This is a genomic window from Spartobacteria bacterium UBA695 (assembly GCA_002298145.1).
Taxonomy (GTDB): Bacteria; Verrucomicrobiota; Verrucomicrobiia; order Chthoniobacterales; family Chthoniobacteraceae; genus UBA695.
This window is the reverse complement of record DBMP01000017.1, coordinates 43,064-58,570: the sequence shown is the minus strand read 5'-3', so window position 1 is coordinate 58,570 and position 15,507 is coordinate 43,064. Positions and strand designations below refer to the sequence as shown.

13 protein-coding genes are annotated in these 15,507 nt (G+C 61.3%); 3 read left to right on the top strand and 10 right to left on the bottom strand.

Features of this window, described 5'->3' with window-relative positions:
• Window positions 1–25 precede the first annotated feature (25 nt).
• Both metK and B2828_RS11145 read left to right on the top strand, forming a co-directional pair.
• Window positions 26–1,201 (top strand): methionine adenosyltransferase, encoded by a 1,176-nt coding sequence (metK, locus tag B2828_RS11150; RefSeq protein ID WP_479633821.1) that lies wholly within the window; start codon window positions 26–28, stop codon window positions 1,199–1,201.
• Between the two features lie 289 nt (window positions 1,202–1,490).
• A complete protein-coding gene (locus B2828_RS11145; RefSeq protein ID WP_479633820.1) occupies window positions 1,491–3,167 on the top strand; it encodes a sigma 54-interacting transcriptional regulator in 1,677 nt (558 codons plus the stop codon).
• A gap of 198 nt (window positions 3,168–3,365) precedes the next feature.
• Here B2828_RS11145 and B2828_RS11140 read toward each other — a convergent pair whose 3' ends face one another.
• From B2828_RS11140 to B2828_RS11110, 7 genes are all read right to left on the bottom strand, one after another.
• Window positions 3,366–3,860 carry a pyridoxamine 5'-phosphate oxidase family protein gene (locus B2828_RS11140; protein WP_479633819.1) on the bottom strand — a complete coding sequence of 165 codons (495 nt, stop codon included), beginning with the start codon at window positions 3,858–3,860 and terminating at the stop codon, window positions 3,366–3,368.
• A 26-nt stretch (window positions 3,861–3,886) separates the two neighbouring features.
• On the bottom strand, window positions 3,887–4,543 hold the full coding sequence (locus B2828_RS11135) for a gamma-glutamylcyclotransferase family protein (protein ID WP_479633818.1): 657 nt from the start codon (window positions 4,541–4,543) through the stop codon (window positions 3,887–3,889).
• Between the two features lie 111 nt (window positions 4,544–4,654).
• Complete coding sequence (gene anfK, locus B2828_RS11130; RefSeq protein WP_479633817.1) at window positions 4,655–6,055, bottom strand: Fe-only nitrogenase subunit beta; 1,401 nt, start codon at window positions 6,053–6,055, stop codon at window positions 4,655–4,657.
• Window positions 6,056–6,085: 30 nt separating this feature from the next.
• Window positions 6,086–6,436, bottom strand: a complete 351-nt coding sequence (gene anfG, locus B2828_RS11125; RefSeq protein WP_479633816.1) for a Fe-only nitrogenase subunit delta — start codon at window positions 6,434–6,436, stop codon at window positions 6,086–6,088.
• A 13-nt stretch (window positions 6,437–6,449) separates the two neighbouring features.
• Window positions 6,450–8,045, bottom strand: coding sequence for a nitrogenase iron-iron protein, alpha chain (gene anfD, locus B2828_RS11120; RefSeq protein ID WP_479633815.1), 1,596 nt, complete (start codon window positions 8,043–8,045; stop codon window positions 6,450–6,452).
• A 29-nt stretch (window positions 8,046–8,074) separates the two neighbouring features.
• Window positions 8,075–8,902 (bottom strand): nitrogenase iron protein, encoded by an 828-nt coding sequence (nifH, locus tag B2828_RS11115; protein ID WP_479633814.1) that lies wholly within the window; start codon window positions 8,900–8,902, stop codon window positions 8,075–8,077.
• 323 nt (window positions 8,903–9,225) lie between these two features.
• A complete protein-coding gene (locus tag B2828_RS11110; protein WP_479633813.1) occupies window positions 9,226–9,993 on the bottom strand; it encodes a phosphatase PAP2 family protein in 768 nt (255 codons plus the stop codon).
• A gap of 161 nt (window positions 9,994–10,154) precedes the next feature.
• Between B2828_RS11110 and B2828_RS11105 the strand changes: the two genes are divergently transcribed.
• A complete protein-coding gene (locus tag B2828_RS11105) occupies window positions 10,155–10,859 on the top strand; it encodes an SIR2 family NAD-dependent protein deacylase (protein ID WP_479633812.1) in 705 nt (234 codons plus the stop codon).
• A 15-nt stretch (window positions 10,860–10,874) separates the two neighbouring features.
• Here B2828_RS11105 and B2828_RS11100 read toward each other — a convergent pair whose 3' ends face one another.
• The 3 genes from B2828_RS11100 to B2828_RS11090 form a co-directional block, all read right to left on the bottom strand.
• Entirely contained in the window at window positions 10,875–13,499 is a 2,625-nt protein-coding gene (locus tag B2828_RS11100) for an ATP-binding protein (RefSeq protein ID WP_479633811.1), read from the bottom strand.
• Window positions 13,496–15,055 carry an extracellular solute-binding protein gene (locus B2828_RS11095; RefSeq protein ID WP_479633810.1) on the bottom strand — a complete coding sequence of 520 codons (1,560 nt, stop codon included), beginning with the start codon at window positions 15,053–15,055 and terminating at the stop codon, window positions 13,496–13,498. Before B2828_RS11095 ends, B2828_RS11100 begins: the two co-directional genes overlap by 4 nt.
• Window positions 15,056–15,122: 67 nt before the next feature.
• The gene (locus tag B2828_RS11090; RefSeq protein ID WP_479633809.1) at window positions 15,123–15,494 is read right to left on the bottom strand and encodes an RNA-binding S4 domain-containing protein; all 372 of its coding nucleotides are present in this window, start codon (window positions 15,492–15,494) and stop codon (window positions 15,123–15,125) included.
• Window positions 15,495–15,507 lie beyond the last annotated feature (13 nt).

Here is a 15,507-nt window from a genome sequence, read left to right as displayed (position 1 = left end):
GTCGATTTTCAGAAGATCAAACATCATGCCTAGAAACTATATCTTTTCCTCGGAATCCGTTGGCGAGGGCCATCCGGACAAAGTCTGCGACAGCATCTCCGACGCCGTCCTGGACGCCTGCCTCATCGGCGATCCCCACAGCCGCGTCGCCTGCGAAGTCTACGCCAAGAGCAACCTCGTCGTGGTCGGCGGCGAGATCACCACCGCCTCCCAGGTGCCCTATAACGACATCGTGCGCGAGACAATCCGCGACATCGGCTACGTTCACGACGACGACGTTTTCCACGCCGACAAGGTCTTCATCATTAACGTCATCACAGCGCAGAGCCCGGACATCGCGCAAGGCGTCGACACCGTCGCAGCCGATGGCAAAGGCCACGCCGAACAGGGAGCCGGAGACCAGGGCCTGATGTTTGGCTACGCCTGCAATGAAACCGAAGAGCTGATGCCCGCGCCGATCATGTTCGCCCACCGCCTGGGCCGCGAACTGACGCGCATCCGCAAGGCCGGTGAGGTCAAGTGGCTGCGCCCGGACGCCAAAACGCAGGTCTCCGTGCGCTACGAAGGCCACCAGCCCGTCGAGATCACCAACGTCGTCATCTCCACCCAGCATAGCGCGGACGTAAAGCACAGCGAGATTCGGGATTTCCTCATCGGCGAGGTGATCCGCAAAAAGCTCCCGCCGCACCTGCTCACGAATAACACTGAGTATTTAGTCAACCCGACAGGGCGCTTTGTCGTTGGCGGCCCGCAGGGCGACACCGGCCTAACCGGGCGCAAAATCATCGTCGATACCTACGGCGGCATGGGGCGGCACGGCGGCGGCGCGTTCTCCGGCAAGGACCCCTCAAAAGTGGACCGTTCGGCCGCCTACATGGGCCGCTACGTTGCCAAGAACATCGTCGCGGCGGGGTTGGCGGAGCGCGCGGAAGTCCAGTTCGCCTACGCGATCGGCTACCCCAAGCCAGTGAGCATCCGAATCGACACCTTCGGCACTAACACCGTGGACGAGGAGAAAATCGAGAAAGCGGTGACCTCCGTATTCAGCTTCAAACCGGCCGACATCGTCCAGCAGCTCGACCTCCTGCGCCCCATCTATCGCCAAACGACCAACTACGGCCACTTCGGAAAAATCGACGACCTCGATGCGATCACCTGGGAGCGAACGGACAAAGCGGATGCGCTGAAGGCCGCCATCTAACCGCGCGTTCGCCGTATTAATAGATAGAAAAGCCCCCGCCTTTTCCTGCACTCCAGCCTCAGGGAAAGGCCCCTGGGGGGGCACCCGTTCCCCGCCTGGAAATGTACGTTTCGGTACATTTCCAGGCCCGGTTTGCACCATTCGGTGCATTTCAAGGTTGGAGCCACCTGCGCCATTTCCCGAAAATGGCCGTCAAAACGCCTTTGTACCCAAAAGGTCCAGATGATTTCGCCCAATTCGGCCCCATGGCATGTAGAGTGCTAAGGACAGCCATAGGGAATCCATCTCTATGTGCGAAAGCCAACACAGCCATACATTTGCAAAGGAGTGCTACACCGGGGTTGCCAAACACAACAACCCGAAACTCAAAGAATGCCACGCGGGCATCTGCCGGGGGCGGATCGTCCCGTTGCTTTTCGCCATGGGCCGGGCCATCTCGACCCAGAACGACCTCTCTCTGGCCCTCGACGCCCTCCTCAACTACATGCGCCTTGATATGGGCGTGGAGCAGGCCATGATCAACCTGCACCACCGCGAGACCGGGCGCATTTTCATCCACAAATCGGTCGGCCTCACCGGCGAAGAACAGGCCCGGGGCGTCTACCTGCCGGGCGAGGGCATCACCGGCCAAGTCGTGGAAAACGCCAAGCCGATCATCGTACCCCGGATCGGCGACGAGCCCGCGTTCTTGAACCGCACCGGCAGCCTCCTGAGGGTCAAGGACCGCGACAAATCCTTCATCTGCGTACCGATTCTGCGGGGCCAGAAAGTCCTCGGAACCATCAACGCCCTGCGGCTCTACGACAACGAAGAGCTGCTTTCCAAACACCTCGACGTACTCGTCGTCGCCTCCTACATGCTCGCCCAGGCCGTGGAACTCTTCCTGGTGGAGAACATCGACAAAGTGCTCTGGGAACAGCGCCACCGGCAGTTGGTGGATGAGCTCCAGGCCCGCTACAAACCCTCCAACATCATCGGCTCCTCCAAGGCCATGATGGAGGTCTTCGCCCTGCTCCAAAAAGTGGCCAAGACCAAGACCACCGTGCTGCTCCTCGGCGAGAGCGGCGTGGGCAAGGAAATGATCGCCAATGCCATCCACTACGACGGCCCCAACCCAACGGGCCCGATGGTGAAATTCAACTGCGCGGCGCTGCCGGAAAGCGTCGTGGAAAGCGAGCTCTTCGGCCACGAAAAAGGCTCCTTTACCGGGGCCACGCAGCTACGCAAGGGGCGCTTTGAGGAAGCCGACGGCGGCACCCTGTTTTTGGACGAAGTGGGCGAGCTCTCCCTCTCCGTCCAGGCCAAGCTCCTGCGCGTGCTCCAGGAGCGGGCGTTCGAGCGCGTGGGCGGCAACGCAACCGTAACGGTCAACATCCGCATCGTCGCCGCCACCAATAAAGACCTGGCGAAAATGGTCGAGGAAGGCCGCTTCCGCGAGGATCTTTACTTCCGCCTCAACGTCTTTCCGCTGGTCATCCCACCCTTGCGGGACCGGGGCAGCGACGTTATCACACTGGCCGAACATTTCGTAGCACGCTTCGCCAAGGAGAACGGCAAACAGATCACGCGCATCACCACGCCCGCGCTCAACATGCTCACCAACTACCACTGGCCGGGCAACGTACGCGAACTGGAAAACGTGATCGAGCGGGCGGTGATCCTCACCGAAGACAGCGCCATCCACAGCTACAACCTGCCGCTCTCGCTGCAACTGCCGGTGTTTTCGGAAACGAACATCCCCGGCGGCCTGGAAGCCAAGCTCGCGGCGGTCGAATACGAGATGCTCGTCGGAGCGTTGCGGCTGCACCACGGCAACGTCAGCGACGCGTCGAAGGAACTCGGCCTCACCCGCAGGACCATGAGCCTGCGCATGAAGCGCTACCAACTCACCTTCAAGGAATTTCGGCGCGGCGACGCCCCCGCGCCCCACCCGGCGGCGGCTCTGGCTTTAAAAGAAACGCTTTAGGCGCGGTCGAAAATAGCCGCGAAAAAGCGCAAGAGGCGCAAAAAAAGATTCAGGTCTTCTGTTGCGCTTTTTGCGCCTCTTTGCGGCTAATCCTATACACCTTGTTAACTAGACAAGAGGCCCCGCCCGGGAGTCTGCCGCAACCGGACGGGACGCTTACTTACCATGCCTTCAACAGCAAAGGTCGGGGTGTGGGTTTCAGAAACCGTGCTTTTTCCCCTTGATCGATTCGATCTCGATCCGGACCACCCCGGCAGCGTTCACATTGCCGTCGGGCAGGTCGAATTTTTTGTCCGTAAAGCGGGCAACGATCCGGTGAAGGATCTGGCGCTTCGCTTCCGTCCCCTCGACAAACGAGGCGCGGCCCAGGCCGATCACCGTGCGGTGTTTGGCCTCGAAGTCGCATGCCTTGTCGCTCGGAATGATGCCCGCATCGATCGAAATTTCAAAGCAAACCAAATTGTTCCGCTTCAGGATCTCCATTTTAGAACCCTTCTGCGCGGAGTGAAAATAGAGCGCCGTCCCGTCGTAATCATAATAAACAGGAACGATGAACGGCACGTTATTGTCGGCCAGCGCCAGGTGCATCACCTTGGAGGAAAGGATGATGGCGTCCATTTCCGCCCGGTCGGTGATTTCGCGATCCTTCCGGCGCATCGCGCCATGAGGATGGGTTTCCACTGATGTTTCCATAGATTTACTGCTTCTTAAAAAAAATATTACTCGTCATCCGAATCCGCCACCACGTTAAGCCCAGGGCCGCCTTTGGACGCGCGCAAATCGCCGCACTTCGTACAGCCCACGCCCATGAGATCGTCGTACTTAGATCTCCGGGGAACCTCGTAGCGCGCGGGATGCGACGGCGTAGCCTTGAGTTGCTCAATGTAAGCCGCGGGCAAGCCGTGTTCCTCCGCGCCCTCGAGAATGAACCCGAGGTATTCCCGGCTCGGTTCGCCGGGCTCCTCAGCCTGATCTTTCTTGTATAACACCACCTCTAGCTTCTCGCCGCTGGCGGTGACGACTTCGGTGGGATAATGAAAATACGCGCCCGCGCCATCCATGCGCACATCCTGGAAGCCGTCCAGCTTCTCCGCCGCGCCGAAATCCAGCGCGTAGACGACGCCCCAGACTTCCCCGGCCGGTTCGCGGTCGAGGGTTTCCTGCGCGCCGTCCCATTTTTTCGACTGCCCGTAAAAGGCCATCCGGTAACCGGGGAGCCGCGCGGGCCCCAGCGCCCTAGGCTGGCTGCCGCAGCGTGCCCGCACCTGCGCCGTATTCATATTGGAGCCGTAGGCAAAGAAAAGGCGGCTCGCATCTTTCACGCCCAAACCCGAACCCCGGGCCGGGACCACACCATCCGCTGAAGAAACTTTCATGACTAGTTTTCCTTCAGAGAACCGCTTCTGGAGCCGAAAGGCGAGCCAAAACCCGCCGGAGGGATGGAGAAAGAGCCCCTTTCTCCACCCCAACCCCGGGTTACACAATCCCTACCACACGTTGAGAATCCACTCTTTGTTCCGCTTGTATTCCATATCGGTAAAGATCGTGTTGGCCATTTGCTCGGCCAGCCAGATCGCCCCCGCGTAGCCGACCACCGGATGGCGGTAGCCGCCCGCGCGGTCGAAGGTCGGAAAGCCGACGCGCACCATCGGCACGCCATTGTCGATGGAAGTCCAGCGGCCCTTGGAGTGGCCCAGGATCAAGTCGAGTTCCACTTCCTTGTTCTTGATCCGGCTTTCCAGATCCATGATGTCGGCATTGGTGATGATCTCCATCTTGTAGTCGACGTTTTCCTGCAATGCCTTGATGCGCGGATCGTTCTTGTAGCTGGGGTTGTCGTCGCCCAGCAGCAGGAGCACCGGCTTCATTTCCATATCGAGGCAGAACTCCGCCAGGCCGATCACCAGGTCCGGGTTGCCATAGATGGCCACCTTTTTGTCGGCGAAGAACATGTGCGAGAGATCGACGATGGCGTCCACCGCCCGCCCCCGCTCCTCCACCAGCGAGCGCGGGATCGGCTTGCCCGTCATGGCCGAGACATTTTTCAGGAAAATGTCCGTATTGCGAATGCCGATGGGTGTCGGCCCGATAATCGCGGGCACGTCAAACTCGCTCTTCAAATACTGAGCCGCCTGGGCTCCCTCGTAACGGTTGAGCGCGAGGGTCCCGATGGCGTTGGCCGTGCCTTGCAGATCCTCGATCGTCGTATCGCCGTGCGAAACGGCGCTCTTGTCCGGCATCAGCGGCGAATCGAAGTTCTCGATTTCAAAGAGCACCGTGGCATCCACCTGCATCTCCGCGAGCAGGTGCTTGAGGGCCGTCACGTCACCGGGGTTCACCCAGCCCGTGAGGAGGTTGAGCTTGCCGTTGGGCTCCGTCTTCTTGGCAAAGTGCTCGACGAAGTCCTTCACGGCGAGATCATACCCGGTAATCATACTGCCGGTGAAGCTCGGCGTATGCATCGGGATGAGGTGGACCTCCCGCCCGGCGTACTTCTGTTTGAGCAGGCCCTTATTGAGCTTGGTCACAACGCCATCGATGTCGTCGCCAATGATCTCCGTGGAGCAGGTGGTAATGATGGGCACCACCTTCACCTCCGGGTAGCGCATCAAGAGCACATCCACGGCATCCTCCACCCGCTTGGTGGCTCCGAACACCGCGCCATCCTCGTGCAGCGAGGAGGAGGCGATGTCGAAGTTTTCCTTAAATTGCTGCCCGAAGAGCAGCCGCACGAACATCACGCAGCCCTGGCCGCCGTGAACGATGGCGGTGCAGTCCTTCACGCCGATGCTGGCGTACTGAGCACCCGCGGGCTGGCAGGTGAAGATTGGGTTGATGACCCCGGCGCGATCTTTTGGTTTCAGTTCACAAAACTTTGTATCTCCCATATAGTTCCTTTCTTGGTATTCGGGCCGAGATTAGTACGCGGCCACCGTCAGTTCCTTGTTCAGCGATCCGTGGATCGTCAGGTAATCCACCCGTTCCTTAAGCCCATCCATGAGCGTTGCGAGTTCCTCTTTGCTCATCTGGTTGACCCAGTCAAAGCGTTGTCGGAAGCCCTTGGCAAGGTGGAAGCCGTCGAGCCAGTAGCACTTCAGCTCCGGCGTCGAAAGATCCGGCTCCTCGCCCAGCAAGAGCTGCTTGGCGACGCCCAGGATTTGGGCGTTCTGCCGTTCGCGATCCCACGCGCGGGAGTGGAACTGCCACAGGCAGCGGTGCATGATGTAATCCGCTAGAATTTCGATTTTTTCTTTCATTGTTTCGTCCATGGTCGGCTCCTTTCTATTTGGCGGGCACGAGCACTTCTTCGGCGGCCTCCTGGTGCTTGGCGCGTTGTGCCTCCAGCTCCGGGTAAACCTTCGTCCGGAGGCGTGTGACGTTATCATACTCACCGGTATAGGGATGTTCTCCTTCGACATTCGCCTCCTCAGGAGAGAGCGTGACGTCGGAGATCATCCGGCGCGACCGGAAGCCCCTCTCCAGCGGAATCTCGTCCTTGCTGATATCGATGGCGGCGAGCTGGTACATCGGCGAGTAAATGGCGTTGTAGAGGTCGCGAGCCAGGCGCACCCAGCCTTCGTAACCCTTGTAGGGCCCGTTGTGGTAGGCGTGGATGTTGAGGTAGGGGATGCGGATTTTCTTGGCCACTTCACCCGGACGCATCCCGGTCAGAATGATGTCGGGCTTCAGTTCCTCCATCGCCTCCAGCGCTTCGAGTTCGTTGGGATCGTCAATGGCAAGCGCTCCTTCCGAGCACCGCGCGACGCCTTTTTCGAAGTCGCCCTGGTGGCCGAATTTCGAGTAAACGGAGACCACCTTCACGCCCATTTCCTCTTCGATAACGTGAGCCCAGTGCCAGAGCTTGGAGCCGCCTGGCCAGAGGCAGATGCGCTTGCCCTTGAGGCGGCGGGCATACCAGTCGAGCTCCGGCCTCCAGCGCGCATTCTCCTCGTCGATGATCTTCTGCGCCTTCTCTTCGAGGCCGAAGAACATGGCCACTTTCATGAGCGATTCGTTAAGCAAGTCAAACCCGAACCCGTCGATATCGAGGCGCGGGATGCCGTAGCGCACACGCAGCTCGTTGCAGATGTACTCGGCCGAGCGAGCGCATTCGAGCACGTTAAGGTGCGCCCGGTGCATGGTGGCAAGCTCGTCAAAGGTACTGTTGCCCGTGAAGGTCGAGAGCACCTGGATGCCCATGCGGTGGAAGTAATCGCACATGATCTCCGCGTCGCCCTGGATGTTGTAATCCCCCACATAGTTGATCACATAATCGCTCTCGATCTTCGGCTCCTTGGTGCCGACTTTCTGGTCGACCCACGCGATATTGATCTTGTGATGGCCACCGGATTGGCTCGGCCCGCCGAACCCGGGCGCGTTGCAAACAAAGATGTCCACGTCGCCAAGCTCCTCCATCACTTCCCGGGCCACCGCGTCCATGTCATCGCCGATGAGGGCCGTGGCGCAGGTTTGGTAGATCGTCATCCGCTTGAGGTGCGGCTGCGCCTTGAAGGTGTCGATGATGGTTTTCTTGAGCAGCTTCTCCGCGCCGAAGACGACGTTCTTTTCCTTCACGTCGGTGGCCCAGGCGTACTTGAGCTGGTTGTTGTCGTTGTCGCTAATGTAGCGCTTGGTATGCCAGGTGTCGTAGGTGCATCCCACGGGGCCGTGGCAGAGGTGGATGACGTCTTTCATCGGAGCGCCGATCACGTGCTTCGCGCCGCAGAAGGCGCAGCCGCGCTCGGAGATGGTCCCCGGAATGGTGTTCAGGTACCCCAGCGGAAGGCAGGAGGTGAGATCTTCCCCGGGCCCCTTGACCACGGCGTGCATCGCCCGCTCGGGAATGCACTCGCTGCATTTAAAGGTATGGTATGGCATATCGCTGTATGAGTTGAGTATGTAGGCCGCTAGTCCATCAGGCCGTAGCGCGCCACCATCTTTTCCAGCTCGGGCATGGTGAGGGGCTTCGGCTTGACGAACATTTCGTTCTCGATGATTTTGCGGGCCAGTTCCGCGTATTCGTGCGCCTGGTTGACGTTCGGATCGTAATCGATGACCGTCTTTTTGTTGAACTCAGCCTTTTGCACGATGTTATCGCGTGGGACGAAGTGGATCATCTGCGTGCCGAGGGCCGCGGTGAATTCCAGCATCATTTCGAGTTCGTTATCGACCTTGCGGCTATTGCAAATGATGCCGCCCAAGCGAACGCCCGACTGATCGGCGTATTTGAGGAGTCCTTTGCAAATGTTATTGGCGGCGTAGGTCGCCATCATCTCCCCCGAGGCAACGATGTAGACTTCCTGCGCCTTGCCCTCGCGGATCGGCATGGCAAAACCGCCGCACACCACGTCGCCCAGGACGTCAAAGTGGACGAAGTCGAGATCCTCGCTATAGGCGCCGAGTTCTTCCATCAAGTTGATGGACGTAATAACGCCGCGACCAGCGCAGCCGACGCCGGGCTCCGGGCCGCCGGATTCCACACAGCGGATGCCGCCGAAGCCCTGGTTGACCACGGCGTCGATCGTAATGGCTTCCTCGCCCTTTTCGCGAAGCGTATCCATGATGGTCTCCTGCGGCTTGCCGCCAAGGACCAGGCGCGTACAGTCGGCCTTGGGGTCGCACCCGTGGATGAACACTTTCTTCCCGTGAACAGCCGCAAGGGCCGCAGCGGTGTTTTGTTGAGTGGTGGACTTGCCGATGCCACCTTTGCCGTAAAATGCTACTTTGCGTGTCATTGAGTATGATTCTGGTTGATGGATCCGTTGGAATGACCCAGTGGATTTTGGTTCGCCGCATGCCTTTAGCAGCCACCATGCCAACCGCGAGTTCACGCAATTTTAGGAATGTTCGTTCTCTGTAAATTTTTCCAGGAGCAGATTTCCTCCGGAATAGCGGCTTTCGACGGCCCGGGGGGAAATGTTCCTAAAGCGCGCAAAATCCCGGGCGAATGCACCGTTCGGTATCAAAACGCCGCGCGGGATTTGCGCACGCAAAAGCGCGGGGCATCCCGCGATGCGCCCGCGCTCAAAAAGACCGAAGTGACTTGCTATCCCCGGGCTTACTTCCCGGCGATCTGCGCCTTGGCGGCGGCGAGGTCCTGGCGAAATTTCGGGTTCTCGTTCAGCTCCGCGAAAACCAGGTCGCCCAGGCTTAGCCCGGCCTCGATGTCGCTCTCGTAATGGACCCCGGCCACAACGCGGCTGTCGGCGATGACCTTCGCCTTTTGCAGCACATCCGCCGCGCGGTTCGGGAAAAGCTCGGCAAGCAGCCGCGCCCGCAGTTGCGACCCTGCCGAGTGCCCGCTCGGGTAGCTGAAATCGCTCACGGTAAAGAGCGGCACCACCAGCCCCGGGTGCTGCACGTACGGCCGGGGCCGCTGGTTGCGCTTCTTAAGCGCGAACAAAACCATCGCCCCATCCCCGGACGCGCGCTTCAGCAACGCCGAGACGGCGGAGTTTTCAGGGTAGGTCGTTTCAAAAGCGGGATCGACCAGGTGATCCAGCGCCTTTTGCGCCTCGGCGAAACTCCGGTCAGCCCAGGCTTCCTGCACCTGGTCGCTGTTGCGCGTACCCTGCGCAGCCAGCGTGATGAGGAGGTCCGTGTGGTCGCTCTCCGAATTGAGCCGTGGCGCGGGCGGGAACGTCGCGAAAGGTTTTTCCGCTCCCGTAAGGTAATACCCTCCGGCCTGCTTGGGCGACGCCGAAGCCTTCGCCGCTGAAGGCGCTGCCGGAGCCGCCGTCTGCCCCCATGCCGCCCCAGGCAACGGTAACAGAGCTGAAAACAGGATCGCGGAAACCGCAACGGCGCGCTGGATGGTCGATTTCATAATGTTTTTGGGAAAATCCGGTCCCACCCATATCACCGACGCCTTGCGGCAAACAAGTCACGGTTCGGTGAAAATCGGGTAAAATCCGCCGCCCCGCTCCAACGGGCGGGAAAACACGCGCGCACTTGTCAAATCCGCCGAATCGAAAGAACATCGCCCCCATGCCCAGACTCGTTATCCTCACCGGAGCCGGACTCAGCGCCGAAAGCGGCTTGCGCACCTTCCGCGACCAGAACGGCCTCTGGGAGAACCACTCGATCGACACCGTTTGCAACGGCCACACCTGGCGGGCCAATTTCCCCCTCGTCCAGGCCTTTTACAACGCCCGGCGCACCCAGCTCGCCACCGCCCTTCCCAACGCCGCCCACCGGCAGATCGCCGCCTGGCAGGCCCGCTACGACACCGTCCTGCTCACCCAGAACGTCGATGACTTGCTGGAGCGCGCCGGTTGCCGCGACGTCGTCCACCTCCACGGCTTCCTACCCGAGATGACCTGCGCCGCCTGCGGCCACCTCTGGAACATCGGCTACGCGGAGTGGCCCGAGGGCGCGGCCTGCCCCCGCTGCCGCTCCGTCAGGGACGCCCGGCCGCACATCGTCTTCTTCAACGAACCGGCTCCCCAGTACGATCGGCTCTGGGAGACCTTCGCAGAGCTGACCTCGCGCGACGTGGTCGTCGTCATCGGCACCAGCGGCGTCGTCCTGCCTGTCACCTCCATGGCCGCCCAGTTCCAGGGCTATAAAATCCTCAACAACCTCGAACCCGAACCGGCCGTCGACGGCAACGTCTTCGAACGCGTCTTTTACCTACCGGCCACGAAAGCCGCCCCGGAGATCGACGCCGTGGTGCGCGAGCAGCTCGGCTAAAACCGCGCTCCACATCTAGAGCCATCCCGTCATCTGCTCGATCAGCTTTTTAAGCAGCTTGTAGTCGATCGGCTTGATCAGGTGGCCGCTATAGCCCGCCTCCCGGCTGCGCTCGATATCCTCCGGTGTGCCAAAGCCGCTCATCGCAATGCCCTGGGCCTCCGGGCAGGTCTTGCGCAGCTCGCGAAAGAGATCCCAGCCGGTGGAATCAGGCAGCCCGATGTCGCTAATGAGCAGATCGACCCCGGCCTTGCGGGCCGCTTCGAGCGCCTCCGCAGCGGACTTGGCCTGCGTCACCGTGTGCCCCGCGCGTTCGAGCAGCCGGGCCAGCATCCGCAGTGCCTCCACGTTATCCTCCACCAGCAGAATCCGGCGCGGCGACTGCTGGGCGGCCCCGCTCTCGATCGGCCTGGGCGGCTCCACCCGGGGAGCCGTCACCGGCGGCAGCGGCAGCTCCACGGTAAAGACCGTCCCCTCGCCGATTTTACTCGCCACGGATATCTGGCCGCCGTGGCTCTCCACCAGCGCCTTGGAAATCGTCAGCCCGAGCCCCATCCCGCCATAGCGCCGCGAAATCGTATGCTCCCCCTGCCGGAACGCCTCGAACACCTGCGAGATAATTTCCGGCGCGATGCCAATGCCCGTGTCGCACACCTCAATATGCAGCCTCCCCTCCCGCACGCTGGAGCGAAAAAGAATGCGCCCCCCATCCCCCGTGAACTTCACCGCGTTGCCCAGCAGGTTCCAGAACACCTGCCGCAGCCGCCCGGGATCGGCCAGCAACTCATGCGGCTCGGCGAAAAACTCAAACTCCACGGCAAGCCCCTTTTCCCGGATTTCCGTGGAGAAAAACGAAGCCACCTCGCGCAACAGCCCGTGCACGTCCACCGTCTGGAGATGCAGCTCGAACTTGGCCTGCTGAATGCGCGTCAGATCAAGCAGATCGCTGATAAGGCGGCTCTCCATCTCGATATTACCCCGGATGATCCGGAGATTTTCCACCTGTTCTGGGCTCAGATTCGACGCGTTCTCCATCAGATCAACAGCGGCCAACGCCGGGGTCAGGGGCGAGCGCAGTTCATGGCTCACCACGGCCACAAACTGGTCTTTCGTACGAATGGCCGTCTCGGCCGCAGCGCGGGCGCTCCGCTCCTTGCGCAGAAGCTCCTCGCGGTCCGCCTCCATCTGCTTGCGATGGCTGATGTCCTCGACAACCTTGATGAAATAGGGCGGCTCCGCGCGTTCCAGGTTGCGGGCCCGGGCCAGCGTGACGTTCACCCAGACCATCGATTGATCCTTGCGGAAAAAGCGCTTTTCAAACGTCATCCCCCGGGGCTCGCCGCCGCTGGCCCGCTCAATGGCCTCCTCATCCCGCGGCTTGTCCGGCGAGGGCGTGATGTCCCAGAACTTCATTTGCAAGAGCTCCTCGCGCGAGTAGCCCAGGATGGTACACAGCCGGTCGTTAACGCGCAGCCAGCGGCCGTCGAGAGCCACATGCGCGATGCCCACCGCCGCCTGCTCAAAGGTAATGCGAAAGCGCTCCTGAGTTTTGCGCAGATTCGCATCCCGCTCCTCCATCTGCTGGGCCATATCGTTGAAGGCATCCCCCAGATCCTCAAACTCGTCGCCCGTCGTGAGCTTCACGCGGCGCGAAAGGTCCCCCTGCCCCAGCGCCCGCGCGTAGGCTTGCAGCCGACCGAGCGGCGACGTCAGGTGCTTGGCCAGGATGCCGACAATCCCCACGCTCAAGAGCAGCACCCCCGCAAAGCCCAGCAACTGCCGGGCGAGATTCGCCTTCACCGGAGCCAGCGCAATCGCCCTCGGGATCGACACCCCCACGGCCCACTGATAGCCCCTCGTGGGCACGAACGCCCCCATCCGAATGTCGTGGAAAAGCGGGCTCAGGTAGCGCGCCTCCATCTGCGAAATCCCCGAAAGCGCCCACCGCACCGCCTGAAAATTCCGGAACGAACCACTCTGCTCAAACGACAACTGGCGCACATCACTGTGGAAAGCCATGCGCCCCTCGCGGTCCACCAGGAACACGCTCTGGCCCGCCTGGAGCCGGTTTTCCATGTACCACTTGGCCAGTTGCCCCGGTTGCAGGATCACCACTACAACCCCCTCCACCTTGCCGCTGGCGTCGCGAATGGGCACCGCCGCGACCACCCCAAAATCGGAATCGCCACCCCATACCCGGGTCACCTCCGAGATCACCGGGCCGTTGGTACCGATCACGTTTTGAAAGAACTCCATCCCCGAAATATCCGGCCGTTGCACCACCGGCGAGCGGTTTCCCCAGCCCCGGTTCCGCCCCTGAATGTCAAACACGGCAACCGTTTCAAAGAGCGGCGTCTTCTTGACGAGCTGCGACAAATGGCGGTCAAGCTCTGCGGACTCCCGCGTTTCGCAAAACGGGTCGCCAGCCACGGCCCAGGCCAGGCCCACGGCAGCGTCAAACGTCTCGTCCACCTGCGCGGCCACGGCATCGGCGGTCAGGCTGAGATTTCGCAAAATACGTTCCTCGCTCACGCGCACATTCTCCCGGAACCCCCAGAGAATCAGCACCAGCAGCGGAAGCAGCGCCGCCGCAAACGCAAAGGCGATTTTAAAAACCACACGCTGGGAGACGGCTTTCATTCGCTGGGGGAAGCGCACGAGGAGAAGGTCGAGGGACTGGGTAATACTTTGGAAGATCGAGGCGGCAGCTGGGCTCCGGGGCGGCTAAGGAACTGGAGGTAGCTGCGGCGCTGGCGGGGGCGGCCCAGGCGCGTGGTGACATTCTCCCACACCTGCGCCATTTCATCTAGCACTGTTTTAACATCCGAACCCAGCCGGAGATCCGTCAGCGCCTTGAAAAAAGCCGCCTCGTAATCATTCGCCCCGAGCATCATCAAATCCAGCAGCGCCATCGAGGTCCCCGCCCGCTCCAGCGTATCGAGGTACACCTCCACACCCGGCCACAGCCTGCGGAACTCGGGAGAGTGCAGGTGCGAGAGCCGGAAAGGATCGCGCAAACTATCAAAGGACATCACGCGCGGCAGGCTCACCTCCGGGCTATTGAGCCATTGGCAAAACAAGTAGGCAGCCTCCTTGCGGCGGCTGCGGGCCATCACCGAGAGCATGAACCCGACGGAGAACTCCGTGTACCCATCGGGCAGCAGCGCATAGCACGTGCGGCCCGACACCTGGCTCCCCGGGGCGGAGCGGAAGGCTTCGTTGGTCGAGGAGAGATTTGCACACCAACGGGCCAGCGGCGGCCAGAAAATAGCCATCGCGCTCTTGCCCGACATAAAGCTGACAATCGCCGTCTCAATCGGGGGAATAATCGTATTACCGGATACCGACATGGCGAGCATCTGCTGAACCTGCGAAAGCGCCCTCACCCCCGCCGGAGACGCCACGCCCGGCTTCATCGTCGATTTGGAGAAGAACTCCCCGCCCTCCAGCCTCAGGCGGTATTGGAACAGGCTCCAACACAGCTCCAGCGAAAGCGGGGCCAGCGGGTGAACCTCCGGGCCCAGCTCGGCGTTAAAGAACTCCAGCGCCTCCACAAAGTCGCCCCACCGGAACGAACGTGGGTCCCGCATCGGGTGCCCGTAGTGCGCGGCGAATTTTTCCTGCAACGCCCGGTCGCCGAAAATATCGCTCCGGAAGTAAAGCAGAAGGCTGTCACCATCATCCATGAGACCGTACTGGTGCCCGTTCCACTCCCCCAGATCCCGGAACAGCGGCAGGATGTCCCCGCGGTCCCCCGGCGGCATGTAGTAGGCAATGTAATCGTCCAGCGGCTCCAGCACCCCGGCATTCACCAAGTCCGGAGCCGAGGGCAGGCTCACCGAGGCGCAATCCAGCGTCCCCGCCCCCTCGCGGTGTTCCTGGATGAGCCAGCGGAACCGGCTCAGATCGCTGCCGATCTCCACGACATTGATGTGGATCCCCGTGAGCTTTTCCCAGAGCGGGGCATCCCGCAGGATCAGCCCGCTGGCCTGTGGGCCCGACTCCGAGGCCACGTTCAGGCTCATTCCCCGGAACCGCTGAGCCGCGTCCACCGCCCGCTGCGCACCGCTCGGGCTCTCGATCTTGGCGGAAAAACGGGGCGTCCGGCGGCACCCTCCCAGGAGCAGCCCCGCCCCGGTTCCGGCAAGCCCCCTTAGAAAGTCCCTTCGGCTGATTCCCCCGCCATAGTGTTCCATCGTGTTCCCCCCGAATCCTTTCGGGCCAACGGGGGGCATTGCGTTCGGATCATTCGGTGCGGGAAAATCAAAAATCGTCATGCTCCCATTCCTCCATGCGGCGACGATCACGTTTAGTCGGGCGTCCCAGTCCTTTGGGGCGTAGTCCCTCGGTATGCAGAGCCATTTCCCTCTGCCGCGCATACTCTTCCGGCGGCGTCAGGTCATCGGCAAAATTTACCACCAGCCTAGCTCCCACGCGGGAGGGGGGCAGCCCGGTCACGCGCAGCGTCCGGGTCAGCGACTCCGTGCGCGCGGTAATCTCCTGGCCGGGCTTCACCTCGTGCGCAGGCTTCACCGGAGCGCCACCCACCTTCACGTGGCCACCCTTAATCGCCTCGGTCGCCCGAGTACGGGTTTTATAAACGCGTAGCGCCCACAGCCATTGGTCCAGTCTCATACCGGCAAGGTTG

What these genes read in the sequence shown, in the direction of transcription:
- B2828_RS11110 (WP_479633813.1), bottom strand. Translation starts at nt 9,993, where the DNA reads ATGAAATCGACCATCCAGCGCGCCGTTGCGGTTTCCGCGATCCTGTTT.
- anfG (WP_479633816.1), bottom strand. Translation starts at nt 6,436, where the DNA reads ATGGACGAAACAATGAAAGAAAAAATCGAAATTCTAGCGGATTACATC.
- anfD (WP_479633815.1), bottom strand. Translation starts at nt 8,045, where the DNA reads ATGCCATACCATACCTTTAAATGCAGCGAGTGCATTCCCGAGCGGGCG.
- B2828_RS11145 (WP_479633820.1), top strand. Translation starts at nt 1,491, where the DNA reads ATGTGCGAAAGCCAACACAGCCATACATTTGCAAAGGAGTGCTACACC.
- B2828_RS11105 (WP_479633812.1), top strand. Translation starts at nt 10,155, where the DNA reads ATGCCCAGACTCGTTATCCTCACCGGAGCCGGACTCAGCGCCGAAAGC.
- B2828_RS11140 (WP_479633819.1), bottom strand. Translation starts at nt 3,860, where the DNA reads ATGGAAACATCAGTGGAAACCCATCCTCATGGCGCGATGCGCCGGAAG.
- B2828_RS11135 (WP_479633818.1), bottom strand. Translation starts at nt 4,543, where the DNA reads ATGAAAGTTTCTTCAGCGGATGGTGTGGTCCCGGCCCGGGGTTCGGGT.
- B2828_RS11095 (WP_479633810.1), bottom strand. Translation starts at nt 15,055, where the DNA reads ATGGAACACTATGGCGGGGGAATCAGCCGAAGGGACTTTCTAAGGGGG.
- nifH (WP_479633814.1), bottom strand. Translation starts at nt 8,902, where the DNA reads ATGACACGCAAAGTAGCATTTTACGGCAAAGGTGGCATCGGCAAGTCC.
- B2828_RS11090 (WP_479633809.1), bottom strand. Translation starts at nt 15,494, where the DNA reads ATGAGACTGGACCAATGGCTGTGGGCGCTACGCGTTTATAAAACCCGT.
- metK (WP_479633821.1), top strand. Translation starts at nt 26, where the DNA reads ATGCCTAGAAACTATATCTTTTCCTCGGAATCCGTTGGCGAGGGCCAT.
- anfK (WP_479633817.1), bottom strand. Translation starts at nt 6,055, where the DNA reads ATGGGAGATACAAAGTTTTGTGAACTGAAACCAAAAGATCGCGCCGGG.
- B2828_RS11100 (WP_479633811.1), bottom strand. Translation starts at nt 13,499, where the DNA reads ATGAAAGCCGTCTCCCAGCGTGTGGTTTTTAAAATCGCCTTTGCGTTT.